Raw genomic sequence first — 20,005 nt, 5'->3', positions numbered from 1 at the left:
GGCGGGCCACCGTACCGGCCAGGAATTTCCCCGCCGGTAATGATTGCGACCGCCGACCCGATCGCCGGCCGCCTGGGTCAGCGCAGCCAGACCGGGTCCGCGCCGGGGACCTCCAGCGGCGCCGGATAGTCCAGGGTGCGGCGCACCTCGGGCGGCAGCCGCCACGGCTGGTGGACCGCCTTGCCCTGCACCGACGCCAGCTCGGGCACCCACCGCCGCACGTACGCGCCGACGGGGTCGTAGCGTTCGGCCTGGCGGACCGGGTTGAAGCCGCGGTACGGCCGGCTGTCGTTGCCGGTGCCGGCCACCCACTGCCAGTTGCCGGAGTTGTTCGCCACGTCCCCGTCGAGCAGCCACCGGGAGAAGACCTTCACCCCGGGCCGCCAGTCCAGGCGGAGCGTCTTGGTCAGGTGGCCGGCGGTGATCAACCGGGCCCGGTTGTGCATCCACCCCTCGGCGCGCAGCTGCCGCATCCCGGCGTCCACGATCGGCATCCCGGTACGCCCCTCGGCCCAGGCCGCCAGCGCCTCGGGGTCGTCCCGCCACTGTTCCGTGGCACCCCGCCGGTAGGCGACGGTCGAGATGTCCGGGAAACCGGCGGTCACCTGGTAGTAGAAGTCCCGCCAGCAGAGCTGCCGGACGAAGGGCCCCTCCCGGCTGCCGGCCCGGTTCGCCACGGCCAGCGGCGACACGCAGCCGAACCGCAGGTAGGGGCTGAGTCGGGAGGTCTCGTCGCCGGCCATGTCGTCGTGGATGTCGTCGTAGCGGTCGAGCGTGGGCAGCCACCGGGTGAGCCGGCGTCGGGCGTGGCTCTCGCCGCCGGGCGCCGCGTCCGGGGAGGCGCCGTCCGGTGGCGCGGGCAGCGGGCCGGGGTCGAGGCCGTCGGGCAGCGCGACCCGCTTCGGCGCGGCCAGTTCCTCCCGCCAGGCCGCCCCCTGCCAGCTGCGGAAGTACGGGCTGAACACCCGGTAGTGGTCCCCACCGGCCGGACGCAGCGCCCCCGGGTCGACGATGGTGAGGCCGGGGAAGAGCCGCAGGAAGAGCCGGTGCCGCTCGCACTCCGCGCGCAGTCGTTCCTCCCGGCGCCGGGCGTAGCGGCTGACGTCGGCGGAGAGGCCGACGCCCTCGGCGTTCACCTCCCGGGCCAGCTTGATCGTCTCGGCCACCGGGTCGCCGCGGCGGATCACCAGGTCCCCGCCGCGCTCGCGGAGCGCGTCCCGCAGGTCCGCGAGGCTCTGGTGCAGGAACCGGGTCCGGTTCGGGGACAGCCCGGCCAGCGCCGGGTCGAGGACGTACAGCGGGACCACCCGGTCGAACGCCGCGCAGGCGGTGGCGAGCGCCGGGTGGTCGTGCACCCGCAGGTCGCGGGTGAGGAGCACGACCGCGGTGCGGTCGGTCACGGTACGGGGACCGGGGTGAGCGCCGGGCCGGGGACCACCACCGGCGTGCCGGTCGGGGTGAGCAACGCCCGCGCGGCCACCGCCATCCGCCGCCGCTGGGGTACGAGGGCACGCCGCACGAACACGTCGTAGTCCTGGGCGGCCACCTCGTCGAGGATCCCGCCGTAGAGCGCGTACGCGGTCCGCATGCAGGCCTGCGAGGCGGGCGAGAGCAGAGGGATGCCCGGCGCGGCGGCGGCGTAGTGGGCCTGGGCGCGGGTCACCTCGTACTCGATCAGCTCCCGGATCCGGGGCGTGGTCCGGCCGGCGGCCTTCGCCGCCAGCAGGTCCTCGCGGGTCACGTCGAACTTGGCGAGGTCCTCGTCGGGCAGGTAGGTGCGGCCCCGGTCCAGGTCCTCGGCGACGTCCCGGATGAAGTTGGTGAGCTGGAAGGCGAAGCCGAGCTGCCGGGCCGGCTCCCGGGCGGCGGCCGGGTCGGAGCTGCCCAGGATCGGCAGCATCATGGTGCCGATGACGGCGGCCGAGCCCTCCATGTAGTCGAGCAGGTCGTCGTAGGTCGGGTACGCCATGACCGTCAGGTCCATCGCCATGCTGCGCAGGAACGACGCGAAGTCGCCCCGGTCCAGGTCGAAGACGGCGATGGTGTGCAGCACGGCGGGCAGCAGCGGGTCGTCGACGGGTTCGCCGTGCAGGCCGGCGACGAAGCGGGCCGACCACTCCTCGAGCCGCGCCGCGCGCTCGGCCGGTGGCAGGTCCTCGGTGCGGTCCACGATCTCGTCGGCGTACCGGGTGAAGCCGTACAAGGCGTGCACATGCCGCCGTTTCCACGCGGGCAGCAGCCGAGTGGCGAGATAGTAGGTACGTCCGTGCCGTTTATGCAGCTCCTGGCAGCGGGCATAGGCAGCGGTGAGATCCGTGTCCACCGGCCCTCCTCGGGGATTCGACGCAGCAATCGACGCAACTCGTAACCCTAGGGTACGCTCGCCGACATGGCCAACGACGCAGTTGCGGGTAATACGCTCCGCGTCGCGCCGGCACAGCCGGTAGCGACGGACGATCCGGTCCGCGGCGTCCTGGCCGCGTTCACCAGGGACCTCGTCGAGGGGGTCGACGAGACGCTCGCGGGGTTCCTCGCCGCGGAGATCGACTCGCTCACCGAGATCGACGCAGCGATGGGTGGCTTCGCCGCCACGGCGCGCGACTGCGTGCTGGCCGGCGGCAAGCGGGTCCGCCCCACCTTCGCGTACTGGGGCTGGCGCGGGGTCGTCGGCGGCGACGAGCCGCTCGGATCGGTGCTGCCCGCGCTCGCCGCGCTGGAGCTGCTGCACACCTTCGCGCTGGTCCACGACGACGTCATGGACGCCTCGGACACCCGACGCGGCCGGCCGACCGCGCACCGGGCCGCCGCCGCCCGGCACGTCGCCGCCGGCCACGTCGGCGACCCGGACCGGTTCGGCGAGGCGGTCGCCGTGCTGATCGGCGACCTCTGCATGGTCTGGGCCGACCGGCTGCTCAGCCACGCCACGGTGCCCCCGTCCCGGCTGTTCGACGTGCGGCGCTGCTATGACCAGATGCGCGTCGAGACGGTCGCCGGCCAGTACCTCGACATCCTCGGCGAGAACGACGCGGCCGGCTGGTCGGTGGACCGGGCGCTGCGGGTGGCCCGCTACAAGACCGCCAGCTACACCGTCCAGCGACCGCTGCTCTTCGGTGCCTGTCTCGCCGGCGCCGACGCGGACGCGCCGCTGACCGCCGCGTACACCCGCTACGGCCTGGCCGTGGGCGAGGCGTTCCAGCTCTGCGACGACCTGCTCGGCGTCTACGGCGACCCCGCCACCACCGGCAAGCCGGCCGGCGACGACCTGCGTACCGGCAAGCCGACCGCGCTGCTGATGCTGGCCCGCCAGCTCGCCACCCCGACCCAGCGCCGGGTGCTGGACCGGGCCGGTGCGGTCACCGGGGCCCGCGAGGTGGCCCGGCTGGCCGACGTGGTCGCCGACACCGGGGCGGTCGCCCGGGTCGAACAGATGATCTCCGAGCGGGTGGCCGAGGCGCTGACCGCGCTCGACACCGCCTCGATCGACGAGACCGCGCGCACCGCGCTGACGGGCCTCGCCACCGCCGCCACCGCGCGGCGGGCATGATGGGCAACTTTGTGAGGGAGGTGGTCGGAGTGCGGACCGTGAACGGACGTACCGACCGGGTGGTGGTCGTCGGTGCCGGCCTGGGCGGGTTGGCCTGTGCGCTGCACCTGGCCGGCAGTGGTCGGCAGGTGACCGTGCTGGAACGCGAGGCGGTGCCCGGTGGGCGGGCCGGCCGGCTCAGCGTGGACGGCTACGAGTTCGACACCGGGCCGACCGTGCTGACCATGCCGGACCTGATCGCCGAGGCGCTGGGCGCGGTCGGCGAGGAGCTGCACGACTGGCTCGACCTCACCCCGCTCGACCCCGCCTACCGGGCCTACTACCCGGACGGCTCGACGCTGGACGTCATCACCGACACCACCCGGATGGCGGCCGAGATCTCCCGGGTCTGCGGCCCGCGTGAGGCCGACGGCTACCTGCGCTTCGTCGACTACGCCCGGAAGCTGTGGGAGCTGGAGCGGGCCGACTTCATCGAGCGCAACCTGGACGCCCCGACCGACCTGCTCACCGGGAACCTGGTGCAGCTGATGGCGAGCGGGGCGTTCCGCCGGCTCCAGACGAAGATCAACCAGTTCTTCTCCGACCCGCGTACCCAGCGGATCTTCTCCTTCCAGGCGATGTACGCCGGCCTCTCGCCGCACGACGCGCTGGCCATCTACGCGGTCATCGCGTACCTCGACTCGGTGGCCGGGGTGTCCTTCCCGCGCGGCGGTATCCACGCGGTCTCCCGGGGGATGGCCGGCGCGGCGGAGAAGCACGGCGTGCAGATCCGCTACGGCACCACCGTGACCCGGGTGGAGACCGCCCACGGCCGGGCGACCGGCGTGGTCACCTCGGACGGCGAGTTCGTCCCGGCCGACGTGGTGGTGCTCAACCCGGACCTGCCGGTCGCCTACCGCGACCTGCTCCCCCCGGCCCGCGCCCGCAAGCTCACCTACTCGCCGTCCTGCGTGGTGCTGCACGTCGGCTCGAAGCAGGGCTATGAGAAGATCGCCCACCACAACATCCACTTCGGACGGTCCTGGAAGGGCACGTTCGACGAGGTGATCCGGCGGGGGGAGCTGATGACCGATCCGTCCCTGCTGGTCACCAACCCGAGCCGGACCGACCCGTCGGTCGCCCCGGCCGGCCGGCACACCTACTACGTGCTGGCCCCGGTGCCCAACCTGCACCGGGCGCCGTTCGACTGGCGCGGCGACCTGAGCCGCCGCTACGCCGACCAGCTCGTCGACACCCTCGAGGAGCGGGGGTACGTCGGCTTCGGCGACGGCGTCGAGGTGCTCCGCACGGTCACCCCGGCCGAGTGGGAGGAGCAGGGCATGGCGGCCGGCACCCCGTTCGCGTCCGCGCACAGCCTCTTCCAGACCGGGCCGTTCCGCCCGTCGAACCTGCACCGCACCCTGTCCAACGTGGTCTTCGTCGGCTCCGGCACCCAGCCCGGGGTGGGCGTGCCGATGGTGCTCATCTCCGGCAAGCTGGCCGCCAACCGGATCACCGGGGCCGGCCGGTGAGCGCGAGGAGTGCAGCGCAGCGGAGCCCCGTAGTCGCGAACGAAGGACCGGCACGGTGACCGTCCCCTCCCGCGAAGAGCACCTGGTGGAGTTGGTCGACGACGGTGGGCACCCGCTCGGCGAGACCACCGTGGCCGCCGCCCACCAGCCGCCGGGCCAGCTGCACCGGGCCTTCTCGGTGCTGCTGGTCGACCCGGACGGTCGGGTGCTGCTCCAGCGCCGGGCCGCGACCAAGACCCGTTTCCCGCTGCGCTGGGCGAACGCCTGCTGCGGCCACCCCACCCCGGGCGAGTCGCTGGTCGAGGCCGCCAACCGCCGGCTCGGCGAGGAGCTCGGCGCCGCCCCGGTCACCCTGACCGAGGTCGGGGTGTACGTCTACTACGCCGAGGACCCGGCCACCGGCCGGGTCGAGTTCGAGTACGACCACGTGCTGCGCGCCGACGTCCCCGCCGACCTGCGGGTGCTGCCCGATCCCGACGAGGTCGCCGAGCTGCGCTGGGTCGATCCGGTGGAGTTGGAGGCCGACCTCGACGTCGATCCCCGCGCGTACGCCCCCTGGCTGGGTGGGGTGGTGAACCGGCTGCTCCGTCCCGTGGCCGGCGCCCCCGGCCCGGCCGCGATCCCGTCCGGGGCACCGGCCGACGAGGCGTCGGAGCGGTCGGGTGGCCGATGAGGCGCTGAGCGCGGGGGCCGTGGCACGCCGACTCGGCGTCGCGGTCACCACGCTGCGCACCTGGCACCAGCGCTACGGGCTCGGCCCCAGCGAGCACGTACCGGGACACCACCGGCGGTACACGCCGGCCGATCTCGCGCGCCTGGAGATCATGCGGCGACTCACCGCGGAGGGCGTCACCCCGGCCGAGGCGGCCCGCTGGGCCCGGCAGGCCCCGGCGGGCAGCACCGGGGACCTGGCCGCGATGACCACCCGTCCGGGGCTGACCCGGGACGGTGGCGGGCTGACCATCCCGGTGGGCCGGGCCGGCCCGGTCGCCCGCGGGTTGGCCCGGGCCGCGATGCGGCTGGACTCGGTGGCGATCGGGGAGACCATCGCCCATGCCCTGGCCACCGACGGAGTGGTCGCGACCTGGGACGGGCTCCTCCGCCCGGTGCTCACCGGGATCGGTGAGCGGCACGTCACCACCGGCGGCCTGATCGAGGTGGAGCACCTGGTGTCCCGGTGCGTGTCGGAGGCGTTCGCCGCGGTCGCCCGCGCCCACGCCCCCGCCGGACCGCCCCGGATCCTGCTCTCCTGCGCCGACGAGGAACAGCACAGCCTGCCGCTGGAGGCGCTGGCCGCCGCGCTGGCCGAGGCCGGGGTGGCCTACCGGATGCTCGGTTCCCGGGTGCCGGTGGCGGCCCTCGTCGAGGCGGTCACCCGGACCGGCCCGGCCGCCGTGGTGGTCTGGTCGCAAACCCGGGCCACCGCCGACCCGGGGCAACTCTCCGCCCTGCTCGCCGTGCCGCGCCGACCGCTGCTGGTGCTCGCCGCCGGCCCCGGGTGGCGGGCCGACACGCTGCCCGCCGGGGTGGTGCGCCCGGTCGGCCTGGGCGAGGCGGTGTCGCTGGCGGTGGCCGTACGCGACTCGCTGGATCAGTCGACAACGGACTGACCGCCTCTCCCGGTGCGCGACGGCGTGAACTAGCGTCGGAGTATCCGCTTTCCCCGACCCCTCCGGGAGCGACGATGCGTTCACGCGCCGTACTGGCGTTCGCCCTCGGCCTGGTGCTGATCCTCACCGGATGCGGCGATCCCGGCCGCAACCCGGGCCAGGCCGGCGGCCCGTCACCGGCGGTCGCGGCTCCACCGGCGCCGAAGCCGACGCCCTCGCCGCGGCCTTCCCGCACCACCAAGCCGAAGCCGCACCTTCGGCCGGTGCCCAGCACCCTGCCGGCGGGCCTGCGCCGGGGCTCCGGTGACCGGGCGGTGGCGCTCACCTTCGACGACGGGCCGGACCCACGGTGGACGCCCCGACTGCTCGACCAGCTCCGGGCGGCCCACGTCACCGCGACGTTCTGCCTGGTCGGCCGGCAGGTCCAGCGCCATCCGGAGCTGGTCGTCCGGATCGTCCGGGAGGGCCACCAGCTCTGCAACCACAGCTGGCGGCACGACCTGGACCTGGGTCGGCGACCGGTCGCCGACATCCGGGCCGACCTGCTCCGCACCGACCGGGCGATCCACGCGGCGGTGCCGAACGCGAAGGTCTCCTGGTACCGGCAGCCGGGCGGCCGGTGGACGCCCGAGGTGGTGGCGGTGGCCCGCCAGCTCGGCATGCACTCGCTGCACTGGAGTGTCGACCCGCAGGACTGGGACAAGCCCACCAGCCGGACGATCACCGCGCGGGTGGAGCACGCCGTGAAGCCCGGTGCCGTGGTGCTGATGCACGACGGGGGCGGCGATCGGCGGGCCACGTTGGCCGCCTGCCGGCAGCTGATCCCTGACCTGAAGCGCCGCTACGGGATCGCCCGACTCCACTGACACCCGCTCTGACCTGCTGTTTTGCTCCCCGATGTGCCCCGCGCCATACCGGTTTGGTCGGCAGGCCGGCCATCACGTATGCTTTCCAAGCCTCCGGCGGGGCCGGATGGGAGCAAGTCCGCTTGAAGTTGCGAGTGTGCAATGATGGCGGGGCCGCCCTCATCGTCTAGCGGCCCAGGACGCCGCCCTTTCAAGGCGGTAGCACGGGTTCGAATCCCGTTGGGGGCACGGTCCGACCTCGGTCGGGTGCAACAGAGCAAGGTCCTGTGGAGCAGTTGGAGTGCTCGCCGCCCTGTCAAGGCGGAGGTCGCGGGTTCAAGTCCCGTCAGGACCGCAAGCGCTGGCGCCGCGCGAATCATGCGCGGCGTTCTGCGTATCGGAGCATGAGCCTTCCGGCGGTGATCCCGTCCGTTGGGTAGCATGAGCCGAGCAGCACGGCCAGGTAGCTCAGTTGGTACGAGCGTCCGACTGAAAATCGGAAGGTCGGCGGTTCGACCCCGCCCCTGGCCACATAGCCTTTCGCCGGGCTACAGGAAGCCCCTCATCTGCGGCAACGCGGTGAGGGGCTTTCGCTGTGCCGGGGTCCTCCACCTCGGCCCGGCGGCAGTTCGGGTGTGACTCACCTCATAGCCGTGCAGCCGGAGTGGTCGTACGCCGGGTCGGGCCGGGTGGATCCTCCGGGCCCGACCCGACGCCGCCGCCAGGTCCCGGCGGTCACCGCTTCGGGCGGTGTTGGCCCATGCCGCCCTGGATCGCCTCCCAGACGCTCCGGCCGGCCTGGCGCAGCGTCTCACCGGCTTGGCCCGCCATCTGGGCCGCCCCGGATGCTCCCGGCCGGCCGGCACCCCGCCCGCCGGCCGCCTTCCCTGCCTCCGGACCGGTCGCCGACTGCTCCGCCCCGGCCGGCACCGCGTCAACCTCCGGGCCATCGGTTCGGCCGGTATCGGGCTCCTCGGCGGCGCCACCACCCGAACCCGGCCGCTCACCACCGGCGGCACCCGTCTCGGCAGGGACGAGGCCGGTCGGACCCGGCCCGGTCGGCGGCTCCGGTGGCCGCGCCCCGACGGGCGGCGTGGGAGCCGGTGGCGACGGCTCCGCGATCCGCTCCCGCAGGGTCTGGTCCGCGACCGCGCCGACCGTCCCCACCTGCTGACCGATCCGGTCCCCCACCGGCACAGCTTCGCCGCCCAGCGTCGGGGCGACCCGGTCGACGTCGTCGATGCTCACCGCGGCCGTCCGGGCCAGGGCGTCGATGACGTGCGGATTCCGGTCGATGGTGGTCAGCGCCCGGTCCAGGATCTGGACCAGCTTCTCCAGGCGTACCTTCAGCAGTGCCTCGGCGCTGACGCCGCTGACGTCCAGCTCCACACCCTCCAGGTGCACCCGGACGCCGGCGTCGATCTGGACCAGGTTGGCCAGCCGGGCGCGCAGCGACAGGTCCGCGTCGAGGCCGTCGACCGCCAGCCGGAGCTGGTCGACCGTCAGCTCCGGGATGTCGAGCAGCACGTCCGGCTCGGTCGCTCCACCCCGCTGGGCGAGCCGCTCGCTGGTCGGGTCCGGCTCCCGTTCGGTCGCTCCGCTCTCGCTCATGCTCCCCACTCCAAGCTGGCCCGGGTCGCCGGGCCGGATCAGCCGCGGTTACCCGGTTTCCCCACCGGCATCCGTCCCGGCTCGGCCCGGCGGAGCCCGCGCCGGACAGGAGTGCCCGGGTGTCCGGATGCCGCCACCAGGGAAGCTGCACAGCCGGGCATCAGCCGGTATGGTCCGGACCTATGGGACAGGAGATGGCCGACCCGGATGAGGTCCGTCAGGACGTCGACCGGTTCTCCCTCCGCAGCAGTCTCCTCGCCCCAGCCGCCGCGGAGCGCGCCTTCGCGGTCTTCACCGGCCGCCTCACCGACTGGTGGGTACGCGAATACACCTGGTCCGGGCCGGACGCGCTGGCCGAGCTGGGGATCGAGCCGCACGCCGGTGGCATGCTCCACGAGATCGGGCCGTACGGCTTCCGGAGCGACTGGGGCCGGGTGCTGACCTGGGATCCGCCCCGCCGGTTGGTGTTCACCTGGCAGATCGGCCCGGACCGGGTGCCGGTGCCGGACCCGGCGCGGGCCAGTGAGGTGGAGGTGCTCTTCCACCCGGAGGGACCGGACAGCACCCGGGTGGAGGTCGAGCACCGGCACTTCGACCGGCACGGCGAGGCCGCCGAGGGCTACCGGGAGGCCCTCACGGCCGGCTGGCAGGAACTGCTCTGCCGCTATCTGGCCACGGTGGCGCGCGCGGCCGACTGAGCCACCGGCTCACCCGAGGTGGGCCGCCGCCACCCGCTTCGGCACCACCATCCGCCACGCCTCCACGACGATCTCCCGCAGCTCCGCCTCGTCGATCGCGGCCAGCCGGACCTGCACCCAGTGGTAGCGCTCGTCGACCCGGTCGGGCGGGAGGAACTTCGCCGGCTCGGCGGCGACCAGAGCGTCCCGTTCCGCCTTGGGGAAGGCGAAGCCGAGCACCGTCTCGTCGCGGGAGAGAGCCAGGTAGACGATCCGGCCGACCCGGAACTTGATCCGGTCCCGGACCAGTGCCTCCTCGGTGCGGGGCAGGGCGCGGGCGATCCCGCGGACGTGCGCGACGGTCACCATCCGATGCCCCTGGCGGCTGCGGTGTCGACGGCGCTGCCACCCAGGTCGGCCCGATGGCCCGCCGCCGCCCCCGAACCGAAGCCGGTGCCGGCGAGCCGGCGCGGTGCCGCCGTACGCAGTTGCGGATAGACCTCGGCCAGCCGGCGCTGCACCCGGTCGGAGCGGTCGGCCAGCACCAGCGCCATCGAGGGCGCGCCCGCCTCGGCCGCGGCGCCCGCCTCGGCCACCCGCAGCCGGCCGCCGATGACCTGGGCGAAACCGGCCAGCCAGGAGCGACGGTACGCGGCCGGTTGTTCGCCGGCCGGCACGGCCGCACCGGCCAGCCCGTGCGCGGCCTGGACCAGCAGCGAGGTGAAGAGCAGGTCGACCCGTTCCAGGTCGCTGGCGAAGCCGAAGAGGTGCATGGCGAAGCCGTCCCCGTGCCGGCGGCGTACGCAGCGGCACCGCAGCGGGTCCGCCACGGCGGCGAGCAGCCCCGCCTTGTCCCGGGCGTACGGGGCGACCACGTCGACCACCCGGTCACCGACCGGGTCGGTGCCGGGGTCGCGGGCGGCCAGCAGCGCCCGGTCCACCCCGTAGCGGGCGATCAGCTCGGTCGCCTTGGCGGTGAAGGCCGCCGACTCGGCGGGCGTGCAGGCCGGGTCCTCCGCCTGGGCCAGCAGCTTGCGCACCTTGCTGAGCATCGCCTCGGACATGCACCACAGCTATCACAGCCCTGCGACGCGGGCGGGATGGCCGGGCCGGAGATCGACGGATACCATCTTCACGCTCGGCACCCTGACCGCAACTCAGGGTTCACCCACCCCTGGAGGCTCCATGGCATCCCCGGTCGTCCGTCTGCTCGCCACGACGGCGGCGCTGCCGCTGCTCGCCCTCGGTTCCCCCGCCCAGGCCGCCCCCGGCGCCAACCTCTTCGCCAGCGCCACCACCTGCTACGGCGGCGCGACGCGGTCCTACTTCACCACCGGTGCGTGGGGCGGTGAGGCGGGCACCTACCGCACCACCACCCGCTGCCGGGACATCAACGTGCGCAACGCCAGCGCGTTCGGCACCCAGGCCTGCGTGGTCTTCGTCGACAAGACGAACGCCTGCAACTACCTGACCTACCTGCCGGCGAACTCGGGCTACATCACCGTGGCGACCAACGTCCGGGACGGGGCGAACTTCCGGATCCGCTTCGAGAACCTGCGGTACGAGTACGAGCCGCTGATCGCGTACCACGCCTTCTGACCCGGCCGGGTGCGGCGTCCGGCCCTCGCGGTCGGGCGCCGCGCCGTTCAGTCGGTCCGGCTGCGCAGCGTCGCCACCGTCGACCCGGCGAGGGTGAGCAGGCAGTCCGGCAGCAGCCCGTCGGCCACCGCCGCCCCGAACAGCGCCTCGCCGGTGTCCAGGTCGTCATTGGCGTACGCGCTGACGAAACGGGCCACCCAGCGGGTGTCGTAGCCGGCCTGGTCGATGCCGGGGAAGTCCAGTGCGCAGCTCCCCGCCGGTGCGTCGTCGCCGAGCATCGTCGCGGCCAGGCACCAGGCCACCCCGTACGCCCCGGCCAACCCGGAGCGGTCGACCACGGCGTCGAAGGTGCCCACCACCCCGTCACCGTCCCCGGCCAGCGCCGAGCGGAGCACGGCGGTCGCGTCGTCCAGCGTCTGCTGTGCTACGTCGGTCACCTGGGAAACGGTAGGACGGACGGTCAAGCGGTGACCGCGCACAGCCTCGCCGTCACTCTCCGTACGACAGCCTGTCGACCTGCCGACGGACCTGCATCCACGGTCCCGTCATCCGGCCGGGCACGCTAATGTGCGCAGCGGACCTTCGCCGGAGAAAGGCCGACCATGCTCGTATCACGCGGTTCGCGCGCAGCCATCTCGACGGCCTGCGCGGCGCTCCTGCTCGCCACCAGCGCATGCGGGAACGACAAGCCCGAGGAGGCACCCACCACCTCGCAGACGCGCCTCTACGGCACGGACGGCAACATGCTGAACTCCTTCGCCGCCGAGCTGAAGGACCGGGCCGACCTCGTCAACGGCATGAAGGGCACCACCCCGCTGACCCGGCTGCCGGAGAACTTCAAGGAACGGCTACGCACCGTAGACCCGAAGCTGGGTGACTTCCTCTACTCCGCCGAGTCCTACGACGCGGTGGCGATCAGCGCGCTGGCCGCCCAGCTCGCCGGCAGCACCGACCCGGCGGCGATCGCCAAGCAGATCGTCGGGGTGACCACCGGCGGACACCGCTGCGACCAGGTCGCCAGCTGCCTGGAACTCGCCCGCGCCGGCCAGGACATCGAGTACCGGGGGGTGTCGCTGACCCGGGCCGGGTTCACCGACGCCGGTGAGCCGGCCACCGCCAGCTACGCCACCCTGCACTTCGACGACAAGGTGATCGACGACGGGAAGACCGAGTTCGTCGGGGCCGGCGACGACTCGGCGGCGAGCACCAAGGCGCCGCCACGGCCGAAGAAGCAGCGTGGCGGCAAGGCGGACAAGAGCGACGGCTCGCCGCTGGTCCTCGGCGGCCTGCTGCCCAAGACCGGTGACCTGGCGATCGCCAACCCGGCGCTGGAAGCCGGTGCCGCGCTGGCCATCCGCGAGATCAACGCGGCCGGCGGGGTGCTCGGCGAGCCGGTGGTCTGGATCGACGGCGACGACGGCACCAACCCGGCCGTCGCGAAGGCCACCGTCGCCTCGCACATCGCCCGGGGCGTGCCGGTCATCATCGGTGCGGGTGCCTCGGGCATCTCCCGGGCGGTGCTGCCGGACGTGGTCGCCGCCGGTCGGGTGCTCTTCTCCCCGTCGAACACCGACGCGGGGCTGACCACCGTCGACGACAAGGGTCTCTACTTCCGTACCGCCCCGCCGGACAGTCTCCAGGGCCGGGCCCTGGCGGACGTGATCCTGCGCGACGGCCCGCACAAGATCGCCATCGTGGCCCGTAAGGACTCCTACGGCGAGGGCCTCCAGGAGAACGTCCGGGCGGAGCTGGAGCGGGCCGGCATGGGCGCCGACAAGGTCAAGCTGCTGACCTACGAGCCGCCGGCCGACGCGAAGGCACCCCCGGTGGACTTCAGCGCGGGGGCCAGGGAGATCAAGGACTACGGCGCGGACGCCGTCCTGATCATCGGCTTCGGTGAGTCGGCGCACGTGGTGACCGCGCTGGCCGACGCCGGGGTGCAGATCCGGCACTGAACGACGACGAAGGCCGCACCGGGCACCGGTGCGGCCTTCGTGCTGTCCGGGGTTCACCGGGCGCGGCGGCGCTCCAGGAAGTCGGTCATTCGGCGGTGCTTCTCGTCGTCCTCGAAGAGCACCGCCTGGCTGAGCAGGTCGAGGTGCGGATGGGCGGTGGGTGGCGCGTCCACGGCCAGCTTGGTGAGCCGCAGCGCCAGGGCGGAACCCTTCGCCATCTCGTCGAGCAGGCCGTGCGCGCATGCCAGCAGCTCCGCCGGCTCCGCCACGACCCGGTTCACCAGGCCGATCCGCAGCGCCTCGTCGGCGTCCACCCGGCGGCCGGTGAAGAGCAGTTCCTTGGCCCGGGCCTCGCCGATCAGCGCCGGCAGCCGGTGGGTCGCACCCGCGCCGGCCAGGATGCCCAACCGCACCTCGGGCTGGCCGAAGACCGCGCGGGCCGTGCACACCCGCAGGTCGCAGGCGTACGCCAGCTCGGCGCCGCCGCCCAGCGCCGGGCCGTCCACGGCCGCGACGGTCGGCATGGGCAGCGCCCGGATCCGGGCGAAGGCGGCCTGGTTGATCGCGGCCAGGGCGTCCAGCCGACCGCGCTCGCGGAGCTGGGCGATGTCGGCGCCGCCGGCGAAGATCCCCTCGGTGCCGCCGGTGAGCAGCAGCAGCCGGGGCCGCGCCTCCAGTTCGGCGCAGACCGCGTGCAGCTCGGCGATCAGGTCGGCGTCGATGGCGTTGCGCTTCTCCGGCCGGTCCAGCGTCACCACCAGCCGGTCGGTCCGCTCCTCGACCTTCAGTCCACTCACCGTGCCCACCTTCCGTTCGCGACTGCGGGGCTCGCAAGCTCACTCCTCGCGCTCACCGCTTCTGCCCGTCCTTCCAGGTGTAGAAGCCCTGGCCGGACTTCTTGCCGAGCTTCCCGGCCGCCACCATCTCGACCAGCAGCGGCGGGGCTGCGAAGCGGTCCCCGTACGCGGCCTGGAGGGTGCGCGCGATGTCGAGGCGGACGTCCAACCCGACCAGGTCGGTCAGCTCCAGCGGGCCGACCGGGTGCCGGTAGCCGAGCACCATCGCCTTGTCGATGTCACCGGGGCTGGCCACCCCGTCGGCGACCATCCGGATCGCCTCCAGCCCGAGGGTGACGCCGAGCCGGGAGGTGGCGAAGCCCGGCATGTCGCGTACGACGACGGGGTCCTTGCCGAGCCGGCCGGCGAGCGCGACGGCCGCGTCGGTGGTCTCCGCCGCGGTGGCCGGGCCGACCACGATCTCCAGCAGGGCCATCGCCCAGACCGGGTTGAAGAAGTGCAGTCCGAGGAAGTCGGCGGGCCGGTCCAGTCCGGCGGCGAGGTCGGCGATCGGGATGCTGGAGGTGTTGCTGCCGAGCAGGGCGGGCCGCCGGTCGGCCGCCTCCCGCAGCACCGCCCGTTTGAGGTCCAGCCGCTCCGGCACCGCCTCCACGATCACGTCCGGTCCCTCGGCCACCTCGGCCAGGCCGGCCCGCAGGGTGACCCGCTGCCGGTTCGCCGCCGCCCGGTCGGCGGTCAGCTTGCCCCGCTGCACGCCCCGTGCCCACAGCTCGTCCAGGCGGGTCAGCGCGGCGGCACCGCGCGCCGGGTCCACCTCGACCAGTTCGACCGCATAGTCCGCGCCGGCTGCCACATAGGCGATGCCGAGGCCCATGGTGCCGGCCCCGACGACCACGAATCGACCACTCATGTCGTCCCCTCGCCGCGTGCGGCGACGCGCGGGGTCTCCGCCACGCCCGGCCGTACGCTCCGCTCGTTCCTGGGTGCGACCCTAGGCGGCAGCGGTCGGCCCGGCATGCGTGGGGGCCGACCGGATCGGGTACAGACGGCCGTCAACGTCAAGGGAAGGACCGACATGAGCCAGGCACCGGAGAGCGCCGAGAGCACGGAGACCGTGGAGACCCGCGGGGACGAGCGGGTGGACCTGCTGCGCGCCGACACCAACAACGACGGCAAGACCGACGTGTGGGTGGTCGACACCGACGGCGACGGCAAGGCGGACCTGTTCCAGTTCGACACCGACGGTGACGGCAAGGTCGACATCACCATGGTGGACATCGACGAGGACGGTACGCCCGACGAGGTGGTCGACGGCGACGGCGGCCTCCCCCCGGAGCAGCACACCCCCACCATCCAGGTCTGAAAGCAGGGGCCCCTTGTTAACGCATTCGATATAGCAGGGGGCCCCTGTTAACCCGCGCCCGCCCGCGCTCAGCCGGCGAGGGTGAGCGTGGCGAGGTAGTAGGGGGCGTCCAGGGTGTCCACGTCGGTCAGCCGCCACGGGGAGCCGTGCAGCAGCTCGGTGAGCTCGTCGACGGAGCAGACCAGATAGTCGAACCACTCGGTGCCGAGCTGCCGGTAGCGCAGCCGCAACCGCAGCTGGCCGCCGAGCCGGCCGCGCCGCCGGTTGAGCTCGTGGTAGCCGGTGTGCAGCGGGTCGGTGGTCCCGTACGGGTCGGTGCCGTGCGCGATGACCTGCGCACCGGGACGGGCCAGCGCGGCGAGTGCGGCGAGGAAGCCCGGCGCCCGGTCCCGCCCCTCGATCAGCCCGAGGTTGTTGCCGAGCAGCAGGAAGGTGTCGTAGCGCCGGCCGTCGGCGACGTGCTCGTCGATCGTGCCGTGCACGAGCTCGCGGACGCCCCGGTGCCGGCTGACCCGCAGCGCGCCGAGGGACGTGTCCAGGCCGGTGACCGGCACCCCGCGCTCCTGCAGGTGCAGGGCGATCCGGCCGCCACCCACCCCGATGTCGAGCGTCCGGCCGCGGACCCGGTCCACCGCCCGGTGGTCGTACGGCTGCCACGCCTGCGGCGGGTCCAGGTAGTGCGCGGCGGGTGCGCCGTTGACCAGTCCGTCGTCCCGCTCGATGATCTCGATGACCGGCCGGGGCAGCCGCCCACCGACCAGGGGCCGGGGGCCGATGCCGGTGGCCACCGCGTACGCGTCGCGGATCAGCTCGCCGAAGACGTCGCCGATCACCGGTTCCCCCACCATGGTGATCACGCTATCCGGGCCTGGTCCGGTTGTCGCGGCCGTATCCTGGGCGACGTGACCGACCTGGACCGCCTGGCGGCGGAGAAGTACGTCCTGCTGACCACCTTCCGGAAGGACGGCCGGGCGGTGCCCACCCCGGTGTGGGCGGTACGCGACGGTGACGCCCTCGCGGTGTGGACCGTGTCGGACGCCGGCAAGGTGAAGCGGATCCGGCGGGACGGCCGGGTGACGGTGGCGCCCTGCGACGTCCGGGGGAATCCGCGCGGTGCGGCGGTGCCGGGTCACGCGACGATCTGCGACCCCGCCGACACCCGTCGGGTACGCGACCTGTTGAAGCAGAAGTACCGGCTGATCGGCCGGCTCAGCCTGCTCGGCAGCCGACTGCGCCGGGGCGAGAGCGGGACGGTGGGGCTGCGCATCGTGCTGGACGCCTGAGCGGGCACGGGACGATGCGACCCGGGACACGAGTCAGGGGCGGCGGATCGTCGCTGTCGCGTACGTCCGGCCGCCCCTGATCGGAGAGCGTGTGCTGTCGGCGGGGTCAGTCCCCCTGGCGCTGCTGCGGGATCTGACCCTGCAGCAGGGCCCTGACCTCCGACTCGCGGTAGCGGCGGTGGCCGCCGAGGGTCCGGATGGCGCTGAGCTTGCCAGCCTTGGCCCACCGGGTCACCGTCTTCGGGTCGACACGGAACATCGACGCCACCTCGGCCGGCGTGAGTAGCGGCTCTGGTTCGTGCGTTCGCGATGCCATCGGGTCACTCCTCCACATGTATAGACATCGGCCGGGGTCCCGCCGGCCGACGCGTCTCCCATGGTCCGGCTAGTCCCCGATGTCCGACATGGGCCGAACGGCTGAAGGTCCCTAGACGGACGGATGAACCATGCCCGATTTTTACGACTTTTACACGTCAGAAAGTACCTTATTCGGACTCATGATCACGGATGGTGATGCGTAAACTACGAGGCATTCTCAAATTGGGAGCGCTCCCCGCGAAGTTTCGCGCTAGTTGCACCGTTCCAGCAGCTGCACCGCCCGCCAGCGGGCGACCAGCTTGTCGTAGGCGGCGGAGGCCTCGTCCGCCTCGCCCCGGGAGAGCGCGGCCAGGCCGTTCGCCACCAGCTCCGTCGAGTCGTCGGCCGTCAGGGTGTCGTCCGGGAGCAGCTGCACCAGGCCGCCGTAGTCCAGCTCGACCACCGAACGCGGGTGGAACTCCTCCAGCCACCGGGCGGCCTCCTCGACCGCCTCGGTGATCGGTGCCTCGCCGACCGACTTGCGCAGCACCGACAGCGCCCGGGACGACCGGCGGCGGGCCTTGGAGATCTCGGTGCGGTAGCGCATCGCCCGCCGGCCCGGGTCGGTCACCAGGTGCCGCTCGTCGGCATCGAAGAGCACGAACCACCTCAGCGGCACACCCCAGGTGGCGACCTGCTCGTGCACCCGGGGCACCCCGTGCTCCAGCACCCGGGCCCCGCTGCGCCAGTCCTCCACCACCGCCTTGGCCTGACCGGCCAGGATCGGCGGCACGAACGCGTCGGCCAGCACCGACGGCACCCCGTCCCGGGCGCTCAACGCCGCCTCGGCCACCCGGATCCGCAGGTTCCACGGGCAGACCAGCAGCGCGTCGTCGGTCTCCAGGACGTACGCCTCGTCCGGCAGGTCGGGCAGTCGGGTCCAGCCCGCGCCGAGCGCCTCGATCACCGACGTCCGTTGCCGGACCGGCCCCTCCAGGGGCGCCACGGCCCGACCCTCGTTGACGTACCGGCGCCAGTACGACTGCCGGTCCCGGTCGAAGGCGGTCAGCGGCTCGTACACGCGCAGGTACGAAGCGAAGAGCGAGGGCACGGCGCGATCCTCCCACGAGACGGACTCCGCACCCCCTCGACGTCGACGGCGGGCGTGACGTCGGCGACAGTACGGCCACGGCCGATATTAGGCTCAGCAGCACCGGCAGCATCCCGCCGGCGTGCCACCAGGTCCGCGCCCCACAAGGGCGCACACCGTCACAGGAGTCAGCCATGGGCGTATTCGCCAGCACCGAAGACCCGGGATCGACCGGTCACGAACAGGTCGTGTTCTGCCAGGACAAGCAGTCCGGCCTCAAGGCGATCATCGGGATCTACTCCACCGCGCTGGGCCCCGCGCTCGGCGGAACCCGGTTCTACCCGTACGCGAGCGAGGCCGACGCCCTCGCCGACGTGCTCGACCTGTCCCGTGGCATGGCGTACAAGAACGCGCTCGCCGGCCTGGACCTCGGCGGCGGCAAGGCCGTCATCTGGGGCGACCCGGAGCAGACCAAGAGCGAGGCGCTGCTGCGCGCCTACGGCCGCTTCGTGGAGTCGCTGAACGGCCGCTACTACACCGCGTGCGACGTCGGCACCTACGTCGCCGACATGGATGTGATCGCCCGGGAGACCAGCTACGTCACCGGTCGCAGCGTGGAGCACGGCGGCGCCGGCGACTCGTCGATCCTGACCGCCTGGGGCGTCTTCCAGGGCATGCGGGCCGCCGCCGAGCACGTCTGGGGCACCCCGTCGCTGGCCGGCCGCCGGGTCGGCGTGGCCGGCCTGGGCAAGGTCGGCAAGTACCTCACCGGCCACCTGCTGTCCGACGGCGCCGAGGTGGTGGCGACCGACGTCAACCCGAAGGCGCTGGAGTGGGTCCGCACCACCCACCCGCAGGTCGAGCTGGTCGACGACGCCGCCGCGCTGGTCGCGTCCGACATCGACGTGTACGCCCCCTGCGCGCTCGGCGGCGCCCTGAACGACGACACGGTGCCGGTGCTGCGCGCCAAGGTGGTCGCCGGAGCGGCGAACAACCAGCTCGCCCATGCCGGGATCGAGAAGATCCTCGCCGACCGGGGCATCCTGTACGCCCCGGACTACGTGGTGAACGCCGGCGGTGTGATCCAGGTGGCCGACGAGATCGAGGGCTTCAACTTCGACCGCGCCAAGCTGCGGGCCACCCGGATCTACGACACCACCCGGGAGATCCTCCGGCTCGCGGACGCCGAGGGTGTGCCGCCGGCGGTGGCCGCGGACCGGCTCGCCGAGCGGCGGATGGCCGAGGTCGGCCGGCTCCGGACGATCCACCTGCGCTGAGAATTTCCCTCCGGGGGCGGGGCTCCGGCTCCGTCCCCGGAGCACCGTTCGGGGCCGGCCGGCGCTAAGCTGATTTTGGGAAACTTCGTACCGTTTGCCCGCTGTCACGGCCGGTCCCGGCACCCACTCCTTACCGGGTACAATTTGTGACGGCCGGATGACTGCGACGCGCAGCCCCGGCTGACGGTAACCCGAGGTGCCGAACGGTGGCATCCCCATGTACCGTAAGAGCCACGAGAGATGCCTGACGTCATCGGGGCCCGCCTTCGGGCTGCCCCGCATTCTGTGCGAGGGGGTCGAGCCATGGGGCGCGGCCGTGCTAAGGCCAAGCAGACGAAGGTGGCCCGGGAGTTGAAGTACCACTCCCCGAACACCGACCTCACCGCCTTGCAGCGCGAACTGGCGGGTGCTGGTGGGAAGTCTGAACAGCACTTCGACGACGACTACAAAGAGTATGTCGACGACGATGATGAGGATCACGCGGACGAGGACCCGGACACCTGGGTCCGTCCGACCCGCTGACCTCCGGACACAGCTGAGCACGCG

At 73.1% G+C, this 20,005-nt stretch carries 23 protein-coding genes and 3 tRNA genes; 15 read left to right on the top strand and 11 right to left on the bottom strand.

From position 1 onward, the window contains the following. Positions 1-77 precede the first annotated feature (77 nt). Both MRQ36_RS14010 and MRQ36_RS14005 read right to left on the bottom strand, forming a co-directional pair. Positions 78-1,400, bottom strand: coding sequence for a deoxyribodipyrimidine photo-lyase (locus MRQ36_RS14010; protein WP_242795825.1), 1,323 nt, complete (start codon positions 1,398-1,400; stop codon positions 78-80). Beyond that, complete coding sequence (locus MRQ36_RS14005; RefSeq protein ID WP_242795823.1) at positions 1,397-2,323, bottom strand: phytoene/squalene synthase family protein; 927 nt, start codon at positions 2,321-2,323, stop codon at positions 1,397-1,399. Before MRQ36_RS14005 ends, MRQ36_RS14010 begins: the two co-directional genes overlap by 4 nt. 66 nt (positions 2,324-2,389) lie before the next feature. Here MRQ36_RS14005 and MRQ36_RS14000 point away from each other — a divergent pair, with 66 nt between their 5' ends. From MRQ36_RS14000 to MRQ36_RS13965, 8 genes are all read left to right on the top strand, one after another. Beyond that, the gene (locus MRQ36_RS14000) at positions 2,390-3,544 is read left to right on the top strand and encodes a polyprenyl synthetase family protein (protein WP_242795820.1); all 1,155 of its coding nucleotides are present in this window, start codon (positions 2,390-2,392) and stop codon (positions 3,542-3,544) included. Then, on the top strand, positions 3,544-5,055 hold the full coding sequence (crtI, locus tag MRQ36_RS13995; RefSeq protein ID WP_242795818.1) for a phytoene desaturase family protein: 1,512 nt from the start codon (positions 3,544-3,546) through the stop codon (positions 5,053-5,055). Before MRQ36_RS14000 ends, crtI begins: the two co-directional genes overlap by 1 nt. A 55-nt stretch (positions 5,056-5,110) precedes the next feature. Then, the gene (gene idi, locus MRQ36_RS13990) at positions 5,111-5,728 is read left to right on the top strand and encodes an isopentenyl-diphosphate Delta-isomerase (RefSeq protein ID WP_242795816.1); all 618 of its coding nucleotides are present in this window, start codon (positions 5,111-5,113) and stop codon (positions 5,726-5,728) included. Further along, positions 5,718-6,665: a MerR family transcriptional regulator gene (locus MRQ36_RS13985; RefSeq protein WP_242795814.1), complete on the top strand. Its 948-nt coding sequence runs from the start codon at positions 5,718-5,720 to the stop codon at positions 6,663-6,665. Before idi ends, MRQ36_RS13985 begins: the two co-directional genes overlap by 11 nt. 74 nt (positions 6,666-6,739) lie before the next feature. Next, on the top strand, positions 6,740-7,531 hold the full coding sequence (locus MRQ36_RS13980) for a polysaccharide deacetylase family protein (RefSeq protein WP_242795812.1): 792 nt from the start codon (positions 6,740-6,742) through the stop codon (positions 7,529-7,531). Between the two features lie 155 nt (positions 7,532-7,686). Beyond that, a tRNA-Glu gene (locus MRQ36_RS13975) sits at positions 7,687-7,759 on the top strand. 32 nt (positions 7,760-7,791) lie between these two features. Beyond that, positions 7,792-7,865, top strand: a tRNA-Asp gene (locus tag MRQ36_RS13970). A 102-nt stretch (positions 7,866-7,967) separates the two neighbouring features. Then, positions 7,968-8,041, top strand: a tRNA-Phe gene (locus MRQ36_RS13965). A gap of 204 nt (positions 8,042-8,245) precedes the next feature. Here the strand turns inward: MRQ36_RS13965 and MRQ36_RS13960 are convergent. Continuing rightward, positions 8,246-9,121: a hypothetical protein gene (locus MRQ36_RS13960; protein WP_242795811.1), complete on the bottom strand. Its 876-nt coding sequence runs from the start codon at positions 9,119-9,121 to the stop codon at positions 8,246-8,248. A 182-nt stretch (positions 9,122-9,303) separates the two neighbouring features. Here MRQ36_RS13960 and MRQ36_RS13955 point away from each other — a divergent pair, with 182 nt between their 5' ends. Continuing rightward, complete coding sequence (locus tag MRQ36_RS13955) at positions 9,304-9,819, top strand: SRPBCC family protein (RefSeq protein ID WP_242795809.1); 516 nt, start codon at positions 9,304-9,306, stop codon at positions 9,817-9,819. Between the two features lie 9 nt (positions 9,820-9,828). Here MRQ36_RS13955 and MRQ36_RS13950 read toward each other — a convergent pair whose 3' ends face one another. Continuing rightward, positions 9,829-10,167, bottom strand: coding sequence for an MmcQ/YjbR family DNA-binding protein (locus tag MRQ36_RS13950; protein WP_242795806.1), 339 nt, complete (start codon positions 10,165-10,167; stop codon positions 9,829-9,831). Next, the gene (locus tag MRQ36_RS13945; RefSeq protein ID WP_242795804.1) at positions 10,161-10,862 is read right to left on the bottom strand and encodes a DUF2786 domain-containing protein; all 702 of its coding nucleotides are present in this window, start codon (positions 10,860-10,862) and stop codon (positions 10,161-10,163) included. The genes MRQ36_RS13950 and MRQ36_RS13945 overlap by 7 nt, the downstream gene beginning before the upstream one ends. A gap of 121 nt (positions 10,863-10,983) precedes the next feature. On the opposite strand from MRQ36_RS13945, the gene MRQ36_RS13940 reads away from it, so the two are divergent. After that, a complete protein-coding gene (locus tag MRQ36_RS13940; protein WP_242795802.1) occupies positions 10,984-11,397 on the top strand; it encodes a hypothetical protein in 414 nt (137 codons plus the stop codon). A 47-nt stretch (positions 11,398-11,444) separates the two neighbouring features. Here the strand turns inward: MRQ36_RS13940 and MRQ36_RS13935 are convergent, their stop codons facing one another. Further along, complete coding sequence (locus MRQ36_RS13935; protein ID WP_242795800.1) at positions 11,445-11,834, bottom strand: hypothetical protein; 390 nt, start codon at positions 11,832-11,834, stop codon at positions 11,445-11,447. Positions 11,835-11,999: 165 nt separating this feature from the next. Between MRQ36_RS13935 and MRQ36_RS13930 the strand changes: the two genes are divergently transcribed. Continuing rightward, on the top strand, positions 12,000-13,352 hold the full coding sequence (locus tag MRQ36_RS13930; RefSeq protein WP_242795798.1) for an ABC transporter substrate-binding protein: 1,353 nt from the start codon (positions 12,000-12,002) through the stop codon (positions 13,350-13,352). A 53-nt stretch (positions 13,353-13,405) separates the two neighbouring features. On the opposite strand, the gene MRQ36_RS13925 is transcribed toward MRQ36_RS13930, so the two are convergent. Together MRQ36_RS13925 and MRQ36_RS13920 are read right to left on the bottom strand one after the other, a co-directional pair. Further along, on the bottom strand, positions 13,406-14,149 hold the full coding sequence (locus MRQ36_RS13925; RefSeq protein WP_242795796.1) for an enoyl-CoA hydratase/isomerase family protein: 744 nt from the start codon (positions 14,147-14,149) through the stop codon (positions 13,406-13,408). Positions 14,150-14,201: 52 nt separating this feature from the next. Continuing rightward, on the bottom strand, positions 14,202-15,059 hold the full coding sequence (locus tag MRQ36_RS13920) for a 3-hydroxyacyl-CoA dehydrogenase family protein (protein WP_242795794.1): 858 nt from the start codon (positions 15,057-15,059) through the stop codon (positions 14,202-14,204). 165 nt (positions 15,060-15,224) lie between these two features. Here MRQ36_RS13920 and MRQ36_RS13915 point away from each other — a divergent pair, with 165 nt between their 5' ends. Further along, positions 15,225-15,512 carry a hypothetical protein gene (locus tag MRQ36_RS13915; protein ID WP_242795792.1) on the top strand — a complete coding sequence of 96 codons (288 nt, stop codon included), beginning with the start codon at positions 15,225-15,227 and terminating at the stop codon, positions 15,510-15,512. Between the two features lie 68 nt (positions 15,513-15,580). On the opposite strand, the gene MRQ36_RS13910 is transcribed toward MRQ36_RS13915, so the two are convergent. After that, on the bottom strand, positions 15,581-16,360 hold the full coding sequence (locus MRQ36_RS13910) for a bifunctional 2-polyprenyl-6-hydroxyphenol methylase/3-demethylubiquinol 3-O-methyltransferase UbiG (RefSeq protein ID WP_242795790.1): 780 nt from the start codon (positions 16,358-16,360) through the stop codon (positions 15,581-15,583). A gap of 54 nt (positions 16,361-16,414) precedes the next feature. On the opposite strand from MRQ36_RS13910, the gene MRQ36_RS13905 reads away from it, so the two are divergent. Next, the gene (locus tag MRQ36_RS13905; protein ID WP_242795788.1) at positions 16,415-16,795 is read left to right on the top strand and encodes a PPOX class F420-dependent oxidoreductase; all 381 of its coding nucleotides are present in this window, start codon (positions 16,415-16,417) and stop codon (positions 16,793-16,795) included. Between the two features lie 106 nt (positions 16,796-16,901). Here the strand turns inward: MRQ36_RS13905 and MRQ36_RS13900 are convergent, their stop codons facing one another. After that, positions 16,902-17,111 (bottom strand): BldC family transcriptional regulator, encoded by a 210-nt coding sequence (locus tag MRQ36_RS13900; RefSeq protein WP_007073996.1) that lies wholly within the window; start codon positions 17,109-17,111, stop codon positions 16,902-16,904. Between the two features lie 252 nt (positions 17,112-17,363). Continuing rightward, positions 17,364-18,203: a hypothetical protein gene (locus MRQ36_RS13895; protein WP_242795787.1), complete on the bottom strand. Its 840-nt coding sequence runs from the start codon at positions 18,201-18,203 to the stop codon at positions 17,364-17,366. Between the two features lie 173 nt (positions 18,204-18,376). On the opposite strand from MRQ36_RS13895, the gene MRQ36_RS13890 reads away from it, so the two are divergent. Together MRQ36_RS13890 and MRQ36_RS13885 are read left to right on the top strand one after the other, a co-directional pair. Next, positions 18,377-19,459 (top strand): Glu/Leu/Phe/Val dehydrogenase, encoded by a 1,083-nt coding sequence (locus MRQ36_RS13890; protein WP_242795786.1) that lies wholly within the window; start codon positions 18,377-18,379, stop codon positions 19,457-19,459. Between the two features lie 303 nt (positions 19,460-19,762). After that, on the top strand, positions 19,763-19,981 hold the full coding sequence (locus MRQ36_RS13885; protein WP_130330566.1) for a DUF3073 domain-containing protein: 219 nt from the start codon (positions 19,763-19,765) through the stop codon (positions 19,979-19,981). Positions 19,982-20,005: the final 24 nt, after the last annotated feature.

This window comes from Micromonospora sp. R77 (assembly GCF_022747945.1).
Classification (GTDB): Bacteria; Actinomycetota; Actinomycetes; order Mycobacteriales; family Micromonosporaceae; genus Micromonospora.
This window is presented reverse-complemented; position numbering and strand designations above follow the sequence as displayed.